Source organism: Pantoea jilinensis, assembly GCF_019104105.1.
Classification (GTDB): Bacteria; Pseudomonadota; Gammaproteobacteria; order Enterobacterales; family Enterobacteriaceae; genus Pantoea; species Pantoea eucalypti.
Genome location: NZ_CP077746.1, coordinates 972754 through 989341, shown reverse-complemented (window position 1 = coordinate 989341; position 16588 = coordinate 972754). Strand labels below are relative to the sequence as shown.

Here is a 16588-nt window from a genome sequence, read left to right as displayed (position 1 = left end):
TAATAATTTTCATTTAAATTCATAAAGATAAAAAATCCATTCAGATTCCACCAGCAAAAAATTAAAGGGTTACGTTCCAGCGCAACCCTTTTTCTTTTTCTGTTGCGGCAAATCGACGACAGCGAAAGTCATCCGCCACCAATGGTTTGATAATTGTTATGATGCCTGTGCTCTTGCTACTTTTCCCAGTGTGAGTAAGGTGCCTGGTATGCTTCATAACGATCCGAAAACGTTTATATACCACAAACAACCCTTCAGGTTTGCTGTGCTCTACTTCTTTTTAACCTTACATTCCAGTATTCACCACACAGCCAGATCACATAGTGGTTAAAGAATCACCAGTAATTACTCCATAGAGCACATCCTTGAGATATGCTGGTTTTGATAAGAGAAAGTACGCAATAAAAAAGGCCATGATTAGTATCATGGCTTTGGCGTTTAATATCATAACTTACAGATTATGTGACATAATAATCATGCTTCACCTTTTAGCTTATCCATTAGATAAGCGATAAACCAGGCAAGTATGAAAAAACCAAAAAAACCAACAATCTTTAATGGCCAGCCTTCAAATATAAACAACGAGAAAAATGCTGCGAAGGAGCAGATCCCCGTGGAAAAAGCTTCAACCACATTAGTAGTTTGTATACCTATGAACTTAACAAATTTTAGTAGAAATGATTTTGCAGAGTTCATTCTGTATACCTTTACACATTAACGTATGGCTGTTGATGTACATCAGATAGGGTTCAAGTGGCTTCTCAACTAGAAAATAGACCATATCCAAATTCAGTCGGGAAACCTTAGAATAGGTCTTTGGGAATCTGCTTTTCATCCGTCTTGATGCGAGTGAAGCCTCTTAGATTAACCCTTGAATCATGAGAAGGTTCAACGATAGCGACGAACCAACTCTCACAAACCGCTTGAAGGTCTCAGCAGTAACGATACGAGTTAATATTTTTTTAGCTATAAACTGCGCCAGAATAAATTGTGAACCTACCCTTCCCCCTAGCCTGCCAGCACCATAACCCAGCTTACCATCAATAGCTTGCTTACTCTCATTATCGAGCTTTGCATAAAAATCGAAAATCACAATAGTAATCAGTTGTCGGATTGGTTCATGCCTGTCTGTAGTGGCCTTAACCAACCGCATAAATCGTTCTGTTTCCCTTCGATTCCGGTTCTTAAGATCGCTCCCGGCAAGGCCGCTACCCTGCCACGTTCTTATAACCCCCTGATACATGCCCGAAGGAATCGATGACATACCATCCACAATTCCATAAGCAATTTGCTTTGCGTCCATACTCTTCCTTATAAGCAAATTATGTCCAGGGTTGAGAATATCTAATCTGACGCAGGATTTCCATTGGAACTATATTCCAGCACCACCACTAATTAGACCCCATGTTAAAAATTGATTTATATAGTTATTTAACGATTATAATTATAAACATGTTATCTAAAAGACGAGCCATTTAAATATACATAAACAGAATTATTTTAAGCTATAAAAATAAGTTATGTTTTTCTTTAGCTCCTTTTGGAAATCCTATTACTAAAAATTCCTGAAATTCTTTTCACTCTTTTCAATTGTCGAACTTTGGCAGAAACTCAGCAGCGGCTGGCCTGTTGTGCGGTTTCGCGGCGTCCAGGCGATTGTCATGGTGTCGCTGTTCAGCTGCATCTTTGTGACCCGCTGGCCGTGCACCTCCACGCCCGGACGCAGTGACTGGACACAGGTACGGTCAGCAGAAGAAACTATATCGAAAGCGCTTTTCGCTAACCGTGACGAAATAAAATCGGTGTTGAGCGGAGGCAGGCTGACTATTCGCAATGCATCTGGCAAAGCGATCGGCTATGGTTTCCGGCGCGGAGGTAGCCAGCGAATAGTCATGAAAAATGTGAGAGTTGTTATCGAGTTTCAGCAATATAACGGCAACCCTAATACATTCTCACAGCATTCCCGGATTTATAGGTACAAAATGCAAAAATTCCACTTTCTTGACCAACTGATTTTCGGTTATTTCAATCAGGACGCAGACATCATCAATGATGGCGAGGATACGATCGAAGGTATAGTACGGCTTTTCAAAAAGTCAGTTCCAGACTGGATGCTCAACGATCTTGTCGAAGAAGTTGACGATTTTATCTCAGCCTATGATGGCAATGTCGAAAAGGAATTCAGGAGAAGATATGGGTTTGATTTTGCCCCTGAACTTTGGGAAACCACGGCTCATGAATTCCTGATGACTGTTCGTCAGATCTCTTCAGAGAAATAAGGCTTTCAGGAGTAGATTTTCCTGGTTCATGATTACCAGCTCCATCATCGAACTCCTGAAAACCCTACGGGCTATTTGTGTTTCCAGTTTTTTCCTAGAGTCAGAATCTACCCATTCCATACCCAATCTTTCAGCCACCGGTTTAAGCTCTTTTCGAGAGCCCCTCTCAGCACATCGCCCTTAAAACCCAAAACCCCAATGCTTTTATGACCACCAGCGCTTTCCCACGCACCATCTCAGCGCACTAAATCTTTGCACTTCATCACACTAAACCTCTAAGCCATCTCATTACCTGTTGATATTAATGGTTATTTTTATTGGCACATTTTCTGCTTAATTCTCTTCATACACCTATGTACCGGCATATCGGTCTCAGTAATCTGGCATTAGGAGCAGGCAAAGGTTTGGAACTGCGCAATGCCAGAACAGTGTGTAAACAGAGCAGACTGATTTCAGCTGTGTAGCAGAGCGTAATGTGGAGACATAATAATGACCTCAATTAGCGAACCGGTGGTAATAGCAAAACACAGCAAGTGGGTGCAGCTTCTGCTTGGACTGATTTGCATGGCGGCTATTTCCAGCCCGCAGTACGTCTGGACGCTGTTAACCAAACCGATGATTGCCAAACTCGGCGTCGGGCTGGCGGAACTGCAGGTCACGTTCTCGCTGCTGATTATTCTGCAGACCTTTTTTTCACCCTTCCAGGGCCGGCTGGTTGAGCGCTTTGGTCCACGTCTGCTGATCTCCATCGGTACGCTGATGGCGGGCTTCAGCTGGGTAATCGCGGCCCGGGTCGATAGCCTGACGGCTCTCTATCTGGTCTATGGCTGCCTGGGCGGACTGGGGACGGGGATTGTGTATATCGGCGTAGTGGGACTGGTGATGAAGTGGTTTCCACAGCAACGCGGTTTTGCCGCCGGAACCGTTGCGGCGGGCTATGGCATGGGCGCAATTTTTACCACCTTCCCGATTTCCATTTCTCTTAATAGCTACGGGCTGGAACAGACGATGACGACATTTGGTCTCATCTTCGCCGCTGTGGGCCTTCTCGCCAGCCAGAACCTGAGGCTGCCTGAAAGCAGCGCGATGATGCCGGTCAGCAACACATCGTCACCCGTACGAGGCCAGCGCCAGTTTAAATCCAGAGAAATGCTGCGCCAGCCGCTGTTCTGGCTGATGTTCATGATGATGACAATGATGTCGACCTCAGGGTTGATGGTCACTTCGCAGATGGCGATTTTTGCCGAAGACTTCGGCATCAGCAAAGCTGTCGTTTTCGGTATGGCCGCCCTGCCCCTGGCGCTGACCATCGACCGTTTCACCAATGGTTTGACGCGCCCGCTGTTTGGTTTTATTTCCGACCGCTACGGCCGCGAAAATACCATGTTTATTGCCTTCGCACTGGAAGGTGTCGCGATGACGTTGTGGCTCGCCTGCCGTGAAGATCCCGTGCTGTTCGTACTGCTTTCAGGCGTCGTGTTCTTCGGGTGGGGTGAAATCTTCTCGCTGTTCCCCTCCACACTCACCGATACTTTTGGCAGTGAAAATGCCTCCACGAATTATGGCTGGCTCTATATGTCTCAGGGAATTGGCTCGATCTTTGGTGGCCCGCTGGCGGCGCTGATGTATCAGCACACCCATAACTGGCACCTGGTCTTTGGCTGCGCGATTACCTTCGACTTTATCACGGCCGGTCTGGCGTTGTGGGTGCTCAAGCCCTGGCGTGCACGCTTTATGCACGCGCAAAATAATCGTGCACATTAATTGTCGGTGAGTGACATCGCTGAATGAGATCAGAACTGAACAGGCATCTTGTGCGTTCTTACAATGCATCGTCAGGACGGACTGATTCTGATGTCAGGCTCTGAGGAAACCCGTAGTAACCACTTAAAGCGCAAAAACAGCCGGGACTGCTGATGTCCCGGCCGGCGCTGACGATCAGAAACTGTAATCAACAGCCGCGAAATATCTGCGGCCATCTTCGTTATAGCTGTAGTCGTCGCGGTTGAGATCTTTATCGGTCAGGTTCAGAACGCCAGCACGGATTTTCACCGCTTTGTTCACCTGATATGACCCGCCGGTATTCCAGGTGGTATATCCGCCTGGTGTTGCATTGCCATCGGTCACCGTGCGGCTCTTGCCTTTGTAATTCGCGGAAAGATAGAAGCTCCAGTCCTCCAGCGGTTTCCAGTCAAGCGTCGCATTTGTCGTGTGGAACGGCAGTTCAGACAGCGGTTTGTTGCCGCCGTTACTCAGATCGCGGGCGTCATTGTAGGTGTAATTCAGCCGGAGATTCAGCTTGTCGGCGACCGGCAGACCGAGCTCCGTTTCCAGCCCGCGGATCCGTGCTTTATTCACGTTGTAATAGCGGAAGATCGGATTGCCGCTGGCATCAAATCCCGCAAAGTTTGGATAGGATGGCGCCAGACTGCGGTTGGCGGTGCGGATAACCGTGATCATGTCGTCGATGTCGTTCTGAAACACCGTCGCGCTGGCGGTAACATCTTCAAGCCACCCTCTCTGACCGGCGTAATAGAGTCCGAACTCCATGCTTTCGCTGGTTTCTGCTTTCAGATCCTTATTGCCTACCACATTGCAACTCCCGCGGCATGAACCACTGAGCCAGTCCGGGCTCAGCTGAAGCAGAGAAGGCGCTTTGAAAGCGGATGCCCAGCCGCCTTTCAACGTGACCGTATCGGTGGCGTTGTAGACCAGATAGGCACGCGGGCTCCAGTTGACGCCGTAGTTCTCGTGGTCATCCATGCGTACGCCGCCAGTCAGCGTCAGGTTTTCGAAGATGTGCCATTCATCTTCCAGGAACAGCGCATACTGATTAGCCTGCACGCTGCCGCCATTTTTCATGTTGACCGCATCTTCCAGCTTATCGTTGCGGTATTCACCGCCGAACGTCAGGAATTGAGTGTAATCACCCAGCGGGATCACGACTTTGCCGTCGAGAGAATTGTTTTTCGAGGTAATGGTTTTGGCGTTTTTATTTTCGATTTTTTCACCGTAAAAACGCAGTTCGGTATTCGCCACTCCCCAGCGGCCAGCGTGGCCGAGCGAGTAGTTTTCGCGCTCGATACGGTTTTTATCCAGGGTGTCGGAATCCCGATCCTGACGATCCATCCCGTAACCGAACGTGATGTCCTGATCTTTATCCGGCGTCAGTGAGAATTCCACATTAGCATTACGCGATGTGTAACCTTCAATGCGCGGCTGACCAGTGCTGCCACTGGCGGAACTGGCCTGATCTTTATTGCGTTTACCCAGCGCACCATAAACTTTCACACCCAGTAAATCGTCAACCAGCGGGCCGCTGGCAAAGAAATTGCCGTTGCCGGTGTCACCGCGATCGCGATGTTCCTGAACGGTGGTGTCTGCGCTCAGCGTGCCATGCCACTGGGTGCCGACTTTACGGGTGATGATGTTGACCACACCGCCCAGCGCATCGGACCCATATAAAGAGGACATTGGCCCGCGCACCACTTCAATACGTTCGATCGATTCTGCCGGGATCCAGCTCAGATCAAAATCGTTATGGCGGAAGACGGCGTTGCGGGAATTCACGCGTTTGCCGTCGACCAGGATCAGCGTGTAGCTGCTGCCCAGTCCGCGAATGCTGACACCCTGTCGGTTATCGCTTTCATTGGTGAGCTGTACGCCGGGAACGTCTTTCAGCACCTCTTTGAGGTTTTGTACCGGTTTTCTCTGCAGATCTTCGCGAGTGATTACGCTGATACTGGCGGGGGCATCTTTGAGATTTTGTTCGACAGAGGAGGCTGTAACCACCATCTGATCTTCATTTTCTTTTACCTCGCTGGCCTCTTCCGCCATCACCGGCATCGTGGCAGTAATCAGTTGTGCAAACAGCCCCGCTTTAACGGCAGGTGTAAATTTAGTCTTAACCATTTCTTCTCTCCGAGAGGTAAAACGCCCCGGCAGCCGGGGCAAAGTTCCTTTTACTCTGTCCAGTAAGTGCCGGTCGGTTCGACAGCGAGGAACTGTTTATAAAGTTGTTTTTGTGTTTTCTGCGGATCGAGCCCGGCAAACTTTTGCGGATAAAATGCTTTGGCAAAGTACTGAACGGCCAGCACGTTATAGGGAGAGTTGTAATAGTTGTGCCAGATGCCAAAACTGCGCCCCTCTTGCACGGCTTTCAGCGTGCTGATGCCTTTACGCGCCAGCAGCGGCTTCAGGCTGGCGCTCGCCTGTTCTGGTGAGGTCTGCGCGCCCAGCACTAAACTGACCGGCTGCGGATCACCCGCTTTCGGTGGTCTGGCACCGCCGCTGACCAGATAGACATCCGGCTGCGCGGCAATGACTTTTTCCAGATTCACCTGACCGAGCGCGCCCGGCAGCAGAGGTTTGGCGATATTCACGCCACCCGCCAGATCGATAAAATCACCCATGTTGCCGTTACCGGCTGAGCGGCAACATTCATCTGCTGTGGAGGCTCGCAGTTCGATAAAGACTTTCGGTTTATTCTGCAGCGGGATATCGCGGGTCACATCGGTGACGCGTTTAATATTTTCCTGATAGAAGCGGATGTACTCCTGCGCCTGTTTCTCACGATTCAGTACTTTGCCCAGCAGTTCCATACTCGGCAGAGTGTTTTTGAGCGGAGAAGTGCGGAAGTCCACAAACACCACGGGCACACCGGCGTTTTGCAGCTGTTTCACCAGCTCACTTCCTTTGCCGGGACCGTGCCCCGACAGACCGAAAATCGCCAGCTGCGGATTCAGTGTCAGCACTTTTTCAGGGCTGATGGTGTCGGCACTGGTCGTGCCGATCAACGGAATGTTGTCGATTTGCGGGAACTTCGCCCGATAGGTGGCGTAGGTTTGCGGGTCAAGTTTACGGAAATCGCCCTGCCAGCCGACGATTCGGTCAAACGGTTTCTGGCCCTCAAGCAGCGAAAGCGCGAAGAACAAGCGGCCTTCTCCGAGTACCACACGCTGAACATCATCCGGCACGGTAACCGTGCGTCCCGCAACGTCTGTGACGGTGACCGCCTGTGCCGTTACACTGAGCAAGCAGAACGTGAGGCCTGCGAATCCGGCAAATATCTGCTTACCAGAAAGCACTTTTACTAATTTCTGAGGATAATTCATCTTCTTCCGATTCCTTTGCGTTTCCCTGAAGAAGAACGAACAATAATGTAAACGATAACTATTATCAATTACATTTACATTTGTACGCAGCCCGGTGATTGAGCGCACTAAAGCGCCCATAAACAACGATCAGAGAGTCACAAAATTGAAAGATGAATAGCGTGAACGAGGCTGCGCATTCCATTACTGCAGTCTCGTGATCATAAAAGCAGAAACCGCTCAGCGGAAGAACCATCGCCGGAACAGCTTGATTTTCGTCTGAATCACCAGGACTGGGTCTGTTATTTTTTCTCTTTCCCTCACCCTCAGGTGACTTAACAGGAACGCTGAGAAAGTCAGGTGTGGATTTAAACGGTCAAACCCACACAAACGGTCATAAACAGTCACGCCATAGCAACAATGTCTATATAGTTTATTAACCCTTTTGGTGATTGCTACCTGCCGTACAAGGCTAATTATGTGAGCAAAATCACTAAATAATGTAATGAGCCGCAATATTTTTCATGAAATATTTCGACTTCATCACCTTATAAACGCCAGCGCAATTTACCCACGTGGACTCCTGCCCAGTCCACATTTTCCCGTGTCTGCTTCCAGTACTTTATATCCATCGGAGGATAAGTATGTTGCCGATTGAAAGACAGCAAAGAATTATTAATGAGATTAATATAAATGGCCGGGTAATTGTCTCAGAACTGGTCACTCTGTGTCAGGTTTCACAGGAAACTATTCGGCGTGATTTAAGCCAGCTTGAAAAGCGCGGTTTATTACAACGCAGCCATGGCGGCGCCGTTCTGATAAAAAAACAGAACACTGGCACACAAGGAAATAGCAGAATCGCTAACCAAAGTGAATTAACTTTTCGGCAGCGAATTAATGAGCACGTTGATGAAAAAATGATTATTGCCAAACGCGCGCTCGACTTTATCAGCCCCGGCGACTGTATTTTACTGGATAGCAGTACCACCTGCTGGTATCTGGCGCGACAGTTGCCAGACATTGAATTAACGGTATTAACCAATTCGCTGCGCATCGTACAGACGCTTGCCGCTCGCGGCAGTATTCGCACTATCTGTCTGGGCGGTGAATATTCCGATCGTGATGAGGCTTTTCATGGGGTGGTGGCTGAGCAACCACTGCGGGAATTTCAGATTAATAAAATATTTTTTTCCTGTAGCAGTCTGGGTAACGACGGATATTTACGCGAAGGCAATGAGAATAATGCGCACCTGAAACAACAGATGCTGCTGGCCGCCGAAAAAAAACATCTTTTAATGGATGGCAGTAAATTTCTGCGGCCCTCGTTTGCCCGGATATGTCATTACCGCGATGTCGATTTTCTTATTACTGACCAATTAAAAGATAAAGAGCTTGAACAGGAACTGGCGTGGAATGGCGTTAATGTCATCGTCTGTTCACAGCGTTATCAATCCATGCAGCTAATTAAAAATTAACCCGGAGTCTGTATGAAAAAACATCTTATCGCCTGCTCTTTACTTGCTCTGTTTGCCGCCACGGGCGCGCAAGCTGCTGATAAATTGCGTATGGGTATTGTGGTCAAAATTGGCGGTATTCCCTGGTTCAATGCCATGGAAACCGGCATTAAAAGTGAAGCAGCGAAGCGCGGTATTGATGCGTGGATGGTCGGCCCTACTGCCGCTGACCCGGCACTTCAGGTGCGTGCCATTGAAGATTTGATTGCGCAGAAAGTCGATATCATCGGCGTGGTCCCCAACGATCCAAAAGTGCTGGAGCCGGTGCTGAAACGGGCACGCGATGCCGGTATCGAAGTCATTACCCATGAGTCTCCCGGTCAGCAGGGCGCCAACTGGGATTTTGAACTGGTCGATGCGACAACCCATGGCATCAATCATATGAAAGCACTGGCGAAGTGCATGCACGATGAAGGCAAATACGCCATGTATGTGGGCAGCCTGACGGTGCCGCTGCATCAGCAGTGGACTGACGCTGCACTCGCTTATCAGAAAGAGCACTACCCCAAAATGCAGCTGGTCACCGACAAATTTGGCGTTGGTGAATCACTGGATGACTCCATCCGTACCACGAATGAGCTGATGTCTAAATATCCGGATCTGAAAGGCATCCTGGCGTTTGGTTCGCAGGGGCCAATCGGTGCCGGACGTGCGGTCATGAACCGTAAAAAAATCGATCAGGTTTGTGTCCTTGGCTCTTTCAGTCCGGGACAGGGTGCCTCCCTGGTTCAGCGTAACGCCATCAAAGGCGGCTACATCTGGAATCCTGAGACCGCGGGCGAAGTCTTTGTGCGTATTGCCGACATGATGCAGAAGAAAGAGCCGATTACTGACGGCATGACGATTGAGGGGCTGGGCAAGGTAAAAGTGGATGAAAAGACCCACACCATTCTCGGTAACAACACAGAGAGTCTGGATAAAGAAAACCTGCCAAAACTGGTAAAAATGGGGCTTTGATATGCAAGAGGTCACTCCACAGACACTGATTGCGCTCGATAACCTGTCGAAAACATTTGGTGGTAACCGCGCGCTGAGCGATATCTCCCTGACCTTACTGGCAGGCGAAGTGCACTGTCTCGCTGGCACCAACGGCTGTGGCAAGAGCACTCTGATCAAAGTGATTTCCGGGGTGCACGCCCCGGACAGCGGCAGCCGCATCACCCTGGGCGACGGCGCGCCACTGCCGCGCCTTACTACCCGGCAGGCGCGCGACTTCGGTATCCAGGTGATTTATCAGGATCTGTCGCTGTTTCCCAACCTGAGCGTGGCAGAGAACATCGCCTTTGAGCATAACCTCAACGGCCTGCTGCGCTGGCACCACCGCGCGCGGCTGCAGGAAAGCGCGCGCAGCATTATTAATGAGTTGAAGTTCGACCTGAATCTGGATGAAAAGGTCGCAGCGCTCTCCATCGCGCAGCGTCAGCAGGTGGCGATCTGCCGTGCCCTGGTCGCCGATGCGCGGCTGGTGATCATGGATGAACCCACCGCCTCCCTGACCCGAACCGAAGTAAATCAGCTGCTGCGAACCGTACGCTATCTGAAAGACAAAAATATCTGCGTGGTGTTTGTCAGCCACCGGCTTGATGAAGTGCTGGAGATTTCTGACCGCGTTACGGTAATCCGTGACGGGCGCAAAATGGGCTGCTGGCCCGCGCAGGAGATGACGCCGCACCACCTGACGGAGCTGATGACCGGTCTGAAACTCGACTATCAGCTGAAAGCGCCGACACGCAACGATGACCGCGCCATTCTGGAGATAGAAGATTTAACCCGCGCCGGCCAGTATCACAACGTCAATTTTAAATTGTATGAAGGCGAGGTGCTTGGACTATGCGGCCTGCTCGGCTCCGGACGCACTGAACTGGCACTCTCACTATTCGGCATGACACGTCCCGACAGCGGTAAAATCTGGCTCGACAGTAAGCCGGTACGCTTTCGCGGCCATGAAGATGCAATCAAAGCGGGTATCGGCTATGTGTCGGAAGATCGCCTGACGCTGGGCCTGGTGCAGCAGCAGTCTGTGGCAGACAACATGGTGCTGCCGATCCTCGACAAACTCCAGAACCGGTTTCACCTGATTGATGAATACCGCAAGAACAAGCTGATCCTGCAGTGGATCCAGCAGCTTGGCGTGCGCGTGGCCGATCCGAACCTCGCCATTTCTACCCTCTCCGGCGGCAATCAGCAGAAAATTGTGCTGGCGAAATGGGTGCTGACCCAGCCGCGAATTCTGATCCTCGACTCGCCTACCGTTGGGGTAGATGTGGGTGCCAAGGCCAGTATTTACCAGTTGATCCATGAGCTGGCGAAAGAGGGCCTGTCGATCATTCTGATCTCCGATGAAGTGCCAGAGGTCTGGTACAACTGCGACCGCATCCTGCATTTCCGCGATGGCACGATCCATGCCGAATACCAACCTGATAGCGTCGAGCAGCAGCAGCTGGCGGAGGTGATCAATGCCTGACTTTTCCCGTTTTCGTCCGCACTCCAGTCAGGGCTGGCTCGCCTGGGTACTGCTGGCATTCATTCTGTTTTTCTCGGTTGCCAGCGATCAGTTTCTCACCATGCAGAATCTGCTGGATCTGGCAGAGAGCTATGCCGTCACCGGCATCTTTGCACTGGGTCTGTTTGTGGTGCTGGTCACCGGCGGTATCGATATCTCCTTTGCGGCAGTCGCCTCCGTGGTGCAGTACCTGCTTGCGTCACTCTTTGTGCAGTTCCAGTTCGATAATGCGCTGCTCAGCATTGTGCTGGCGGTGATGTGCGGCACGCTGTTCGGCGTAATCAATGCGCTCCTGATTACCACGCTGCGGGTGGTCTCCATCATCATCACCATCAGCATGCAATCGCTGCTGTTCGGACTGCTGATGTGGGTAACCGGTGGCCGCAGCCTCTATTCGCTGCCGGAGTGGTGGATCACGCTGCGCAACGTGCTGCCGTTCAGCTGGCAGGGAGAGAGCTTTCAGGTGGGCCTGCCCCTGGTCACGATGCTGCTGATTGCTGCAGTAACGGCCCTGCTGCTGAACAAAACCAATCTGGGCCGTCAGCTTTACGCCGTCGGAGGGGATGCGGAGTCAGCCCGTCGTATTGGTATTCGCGTTGGACTGATCCACGTTTTCGCCTATGGCTGGCTGGGCGCGATGGCGGCGATTGGCGGGCTGGTACAGGTCTATCGCATGGGCGAAGTGGTGCCGAATGCGCTGGTTGGCGGTGAGCTTGATGTCCTGGCGGCGACCGTGCTGGGCGGCGCCAGTCTGATGGGCGGTAAAGGCACAGTCAGCGGCACACTGATGGGGGTTTTCCTGATCGCCATTCTGAAGAACGGCCTCAATCTGGTGGGAGTATCGAACTACTTCATGAATATCGTGGTTGGCGGCGTCATCATGATTGCGATCGCCGTGACCCATTACAAAAAACGCAAAGAAACTGACGTCAGTTTCGTGTGACAGAGGGCACTGATGATGAAATCACTGACTGCACTGCGCCCGGACGGCACCAACATCGGCCTGATGCTGCTTATCGCGCTGGCGCTGGCCATCTTTACGGTGATGCTGCCGGGTCGCTTCCTGACCGACTCAACCTTTATGAGTATGGCATTTCAGCTGCCGGAGCTGGGCTTACTCACACTGGCGATGTTTATCGCCATCCTCAGCGGCGGCCTGAACCTTGCCATTATCGCGACCGCTAACCTGACGGCGCTGTTTATCGCCTGGACGCTGATGAGCGCCCTGCCCGCCGGAGCCGGCATGGCGCTGCAACTGCTCTGGCTGTTCATCGCCATCATTGGCGCCATGCTGATCGCCGTCGTAATCGGCGTGGTAACGGGTCTGATGGTAACGCGAATCGGCGCGCACCCGATTCTGGTCACACTCGCAACGATGATGACGCTGAACGGTATCGGTATCTGGCTGACCAAAGGGGCTGCCGTCAGCGGCATGCCGCCGGTGGTACAGGCGCTGGGTGCTGATACGCTGCTGGGTATGCCGCTGCCGCTCTGGGTATTCCTGATCGCCGCCGCGCTACTGGCACTGTTTCTCGGTAAAACCCGCGCGGGAAAATGCATTTACATGGGCGGCAGCAATATCAACGCCACCTGGTTCAGCGGCATCAATACCCATCGCATGGTGATGCTGGTCTATGTGATCTCCAGCCTGCTCTGCGTACTGGCAGGCCTGATTATGATGGCGCGCTTTAACTCCGCGCGCATGGGTTATGGCGATGCTTATCTGTTACTGACAGTACTGGCGATTATTCTTGGCGGCACCGATCCCAACGGCGGATTCGGTCGCGTCACCGGTGTGGTGCTGGCACTGATTGCGCTGCAGGTACTTTCAACCGGTTTCAATCTGATGAACATCAGTCAGCACGTCAGCCTGGCAATGTGGGGCGCGGTATTGATTGTGGTCCTCGCCTTTAAACAATTTAAAACCCGATTCAACGAACACCGTGCAGTAAAGCTCAGCAGGCTGGCCGCGGTGCTTAATCCTCTGTCTGAAAAGAAGGAAGTATGATGCGTACTCAAATCTCCCCGTCACTGATGTGTATGAACCTGATGGAGATCAAGCACCAGCTACAGGTTCTCGACTCGCGCGCTGACTTTCTTCATGTGGATATCATGGATGGTCACTACGTTAAAAATATAACGCTCTCCCCTTTCTTCATTGAGCAGATCCGTCCTTTCACCCGCGTGGCGATCGACGTGCATCTGATGGTGGAAGAGCCGACTAATTTTATCGAGGCGGTTGCAAAAGCGGGGGCTGACTATATCTGTCCGCACGCGGAGACGATCAACCGCGACGCGTTTCGCGTCATTAATCTGATCCGCAGTTATGGTAAAAAAGTGGGCGTGGTGCTCAATCCAGCCACCCCAATCTCATATATTCAGCACTATATCCATTTGCTCGACAAGATCACCGTGATGACGGTGGATCCGGGCTACGCCGGCCAGCCTTTTATCCCGGAAATGGTTGAAAAGGTGCGTGAGCTGAAAGCACTGAAGCAGCAGCACGGATATCACTATCTGATCGAAATCGATGGCTCCTGTAACACCCGCACTTATCACCAGCTTATTGGCGCGGGCGCAGAAGTCCTGATTGTCGGTACCTCGGGCTTATTTAACATTCATGACGATTTAGCCACCGCCTGGAAGATGATGCGCGACAGCATTGATGAAGCCCAGGGGCTGGCGCAGGTGTCTGCATGAAACCGCGCTGGCTTGGTATCGACATTGGCGGCACCGGTACCCGGCTGCAGCTCATGGAAGCGGGAGGCGTCTGGAGCAGCTTTCGCAAGGTGCCCACCGCCAGCTGGGCCCGGCAGCCGGACGCGCTGCAGGCACTGGCTCAGCTTATTGATGATACGCTGGAACAGCAGCCGGTCAGCGGCATTATGCTGGGCCTGCCGGGTATCCTCAGCCGCGACAGAATGCAGGTGATTTCGCTGCCTTTTATCCAGGCGCTGGACCACCAGCCTGTGGCGGCACGTCTGGCAGCGGAGCTCGGTGTGCCCGTGGCGATGGACAAAGATGTGAACCATCTGATGCTGTGGGATCTGCTGCAGCTGGAGCAACTGCCGGATAACGCCGTCGGCCTCTATCCTGGCACCGGAATGGGCAACAGTCTGTGGCTCAATGGGCAGTTTTATCATGGCGAGCATGGCGGTGCTGGCGAACTGGGGCATGTGCCGGTGGCAGGCAATGATCTTCCCTGCCCGTGCGGTAATCGCGGCTGCGCGGAGACCCTGACCTCAGGCCACTGGCTGAGTCACTGGGCCGCGCTGAACGCCGCCGACACGCCTATTTCTGCGCTGTTTACCCATCACGGCGACCAGCCTGAACTTCAGGCGTTTGTGCGACGACTGGCGCAGCTGATTGCAACTGAGATGAATATACTCGACCCGGAATATCTGATCCTCGGCGGCGGCGTGCTGGCGATGGCTGATTTTCCGCTGGCTTTGCTGCGCAACCAGATTCAGCAGCATCTGCGGCCACCGGTCACGCGCGAAAACCTGAAGATCATTTTCAGCCACTCAACCGACTACACGGGCTGTCGCGGTGCCTGTCTCGCCGCCGAACGCCTGTTCAGGAGCGCAGGATGAAAGGAAAAGTATGTGTTTTCGGTTCCTTTAACCTCGATGTTGTTGCCGTGATGCGTCGCTTTCCGCTACCAGGGGAGTCGCTGACAGCGCACAACAGCATGATGGGCGCGGGCGGTAAAGGCGCCAATCAGGCTACGGCGGCGCTGCGCGCTGGTGCTCGGGTGCACTACATCGGTAAAGTGGGCAATGACGATTTTGGCCTTTTCGCGCGACGTCATCTGGAGAAAACCGGCTTTGACGCCATTACGCTGTTTACCTGTAAAGAGAAACCCACCGGTAACGCGCTGATTTACGTCGCAGGCGACGACGCTGAAAATATGATTTCTGTCTATCCGGGCGCCAATACCACCGTGACCGCTGCAGAGGTCACGCGCTGCCAGCCTACGGTAGCCGCTGCCGATATTCTGCTGGTACAGCTGGAAAACAACCTGAGTGCCATTCAACGCATGGTTGATAACGCGCGTGCCAGCGGCACCTTTGTGATTCTCAACCCGGCGCCGTGGCAAAAAATCAGCGATGCGCTGCTGGCAAAGGTTGATTTGCTGACGCCTAACAGCACGGAAGCGAGCCAGCTTAGCGGGGTAACTGTTACTGATTTTGCCAGCGCACGTCGCGCCGCTGAGGTACTGCATCGTAAGGGTGCGCGTCAGGTCATTATCACGCTGGGCATTGCTGGCGCCCTGCTCTCTACACCTGTGCAGCAGCAGCGTATTCCGCTTTTTCCGGCACAGCCGCGCGATACCACAGGTGCTGGCGACGCGTTTAATGGCGCGCTTGCCGCCCGGCTCGCGTCCGGCGAGGATCTGCCCCAGGCGGCGCGATTTGCTGCGGCATTTGCCTCACTCTGTGTCGAACGTGCCGGCGCAGCCGACTCAATGCCCTCGTATGCCGAGGCTTTCGCGCGGCTGCAGGCGCACCCGGAATGTATTATCGAGCCGATTGAGAGCGTAATCGCGTGATGCAGACCGGCAAGCTGATCTTCATCAGTTCCACTCTGAACTCGCGCTGAACAGCGCGAGGCTTTTCAGGAGAGTGCTCATCGGGCATCTCCTCACGCGCCTGGCAGGAAACCGTCGTGCTGCGACGTGTCGATGGCGTTACAGCCCGGCGATCAGTTATCAGGAGGGGAATCGTTTTTTGCTCAGTATAAAATGCTCAACGCCTGAAGATGTGCGCTGACGCCCTTCCCCCTTTACAGCTCCTGCCCAAACACGAAATAATCTCCTTTTGAGCCATGCCACGAACGACGGTGAGGCCTTAACGTAACTTCAACGCTGCGGACACCCTATGAATAACGAAATTTCTCTCAAATATTATGATGTCGCAGATGAGTATGCGACGGAGTCTGCTAAGCCCGTGAGCGAAGCTGAACGTACCCCGCTGGCCCATTACTTCCAGCTGCTGATCACCCGTTTGATGAACAACGAAGAGATCAGTGAAGCGTCGCAGCAGGATATGGCGCGTGAAGCCGGCATTGATGAGCAGCGTATTGATGATATCGCGGAGTTCCTGAACCGCTGGGGCAACGAGTAACTGTTACTCATCGCCAGACGAGTGAGCGCCATACCGTCGCTCCCTGGCGCAGCTGAAAATTATCATCCAGACT

At 52.4% G+C, this 16588-nt stretch carries 15 protein-coding genes; 11 read left to right on the top strand and 4 right to left on the bottom strand.

The window, feature by feature from the left end:
- Window positions 1-474: 474 nt before the first annotated feature.
- Both KTJ90_RS04685 and KTJ90_RS04680 read right to left on the bottom strand, forming a co-directional pair.
- Window positions 475-696: a hypothetical protein gene (locus KTJ90_RS04685; protein ID WP_050556827.1), complete on the bottom strand. Its 222-nt coding sequence runs from the start codon at window positions 694-696 to the stop codon at window positions 475-477.
- A gap of 163 nt (window positions 697-859) precedes the next feature.
- Window positions 860-1303, bottom strand: coding sequence for a hypothetical protein (locus tag KTJ90_RS04680; RefSeq protein ID WP_071591688.1), 444 nt, complete (start codon window positions 1301-1303; stop codon window positions 860-862).
- 385 nt (window positions 1304-1688) lie between these two features.
- Here KTJ90_RS04680 and KTJ90_RS04675 point away from each other — a divergent pair, with 385 nt between their 5' ends.
- Both KTJ90_RS04675 and oxlT read left to right on the top strand, forming a co-directional pair.
- The gene (locus tag KTJ90_RS04675) at window positions 1689-2279 is read left to right on the top strand and encodes a contact-dependent growth inhibition system immunity protein (protein ID WP_318251987.1); all 591 of its coding nucleotides are present in this window, start codon (window positions 1689-1691) and stop codon (window positions 2277-2279) included.
- 489 nt (window positions 2280-2768) lie between these two features.
- The gene (oxlT, locus tag KTJ90_RS04670) at window positions 2769-4043 is read left to right on the top strand and encodes an oxalate/formate MFS antiporter (protein ID WP_003850320.1); all 1275 of its coding nucleotides are present in this window, start codon (window positions 2769-2771) and stop codon (window positions 4041-4043) included.
- Window positions 4044-4217: 174 nt separating this feature from the next.
- Here the strand turns inward: oxlT and cirA are convergent, their stop codons facing one another.
- Both cirA and KTJ90_RS04660 read right to left on the bottom strand, forming a co-directional pair.
- Complete coding sequence (cirA, locus tag KTJ90_RS04665; RefSeq protein ID WP_033761971.1) at window positions 4218-6191, bottom strand: catecholate siderophore receptor CirA; 1974 nt, start codon at window positions 6189-6191, stop codon at window positions 4218-4220.
- A 50-nt stretch (window positions 6192-6241) separates the two neighbouring features.
- The gene (locus KTJ90_RS04660; protein WP_033761974.1) at window positions 6242-7393 is read right to left on the bottom strand and encodes an ABC transporter substrate-binding protein; all 1152 of its coding nucleotides are present in this window, start codon (window positions 7391-7393) and stop codon (window positions 6242-6244) included.
- Between the two features lie 623 nt (window positions 7394-8016).
- Here KTJ90_RS04660 and KTJ90_RS04655 point away from each other — a divergent pair.
- The 9 genes from KTJ90_RS04655 (at window position 8017) to KTJ90_RS04615 (ending at window position 16515) form a co-directional block, all read left to right on the top strand.
- On the top strand, window positions 8017-8847 hold the full coding sequence (locus tag KTJ90_RS04655) for a DeoR/GlpR family DNA-binding transcription regulator (protein ID WP_008926749.1): 831 nt from the start codon (window positions 8017-8019) through the stop codon (window positions 8845-8847).
- Between the two features lie 12 nt (window positions 8848-8859).
- Window positions 8860-9843 carry a substrate-binding domain-containing protein gene (locus KTJ90_RS04650; protein ID WP_008926750.1) on the top strand — a complete coding sequence of 328 codons (984 nt, stop codon included), beginning with the start codon at window positions 8860-8862 and terminating at the stop codon, window positions 9841-9843.
- 1 nt (window position 9844) lies between these two features.
- Entirely contained in the window at window positions 9845-11350 is a 1506-nt protein-coding gene (locus tag KTJ90_RS04645; RefSeq protein WP_442844158.1) for a sugar ABC transporter ATP-binding protein, read from the top strand.
- A complete protein-coding gene (locus KTJ90_RS04640) occupies window positions 11343-12332 on the top strand; it encodes an ABC transporter permease (RefSeq protein ID WP_008926751.1) in 990 nt (329 codons plus the stop codon). Before KTJ90_RS04645 ends, KTJ90_RS04640 begins: the two co-directional genes overlap by 8 nt.
- A gap of 15 nt (window positions 12333-12347) precedes the next feature.
- Complete coding sequence (locus tag KTJ90_RS04635; protein ID WP_375150776.1) at window positions 12348-13397, top strand: ABC transporter permease; 1050 nt, start codon at window positions 12348-12350, stop codon at window positions 13395-13397.
- Window positions 13397-14089, top strand: coding sequence for a D-allulose 6-phosphate 3-epimerase (gene alsE, locus KTJ90_RS04630; protein WP_003850331.1), 693 nt, complete (start codon window positions 13397-13399; stop codon window positions 14087-14089). Before KTJ90_RS04635 ends, alsE begins: the two co-directional genes overlap by 1 nt.
- Entirely contained in the window at window positions 14086-14982 is an 897-nt protein-coding gene (gene alsK / locus KTJ90_RS04625) for an allose kinase (RefSeq protein WP_375150767.1), read from the top strand. The genes alsE and alsK overlap by 4 nt, the downstream gene beginning before the upstream one ends.
- Entirely contained in the window at window positions 14979-15941 is a 963-nt protein-coding gene (locus KTJ90_RS04620; RefSeq protein ID WP_078804703.1) for a ribokinase, read from the top strand. The genes alsK and KTJ90_RS04620 overlap by 4 nt, the downstream gene beginning before the upstream one ends.
- A gap of 328 nt (window positions 15942-16269) precedes the next feature.
- Window positions 16270-16515 carry a YmjA family protein gene (locus tag KTJ90_RS04615; protein WP_003850337.1) on the top strand — a complete coding sequence of 82 codons (246 nt, stop codon included), beginning with the start codon at window positions 16270-16272 and terminating at the stop codon, window positions 16513-16515.
- Window positions 16516-16588 lie beyond the last annotated feature (73 nt).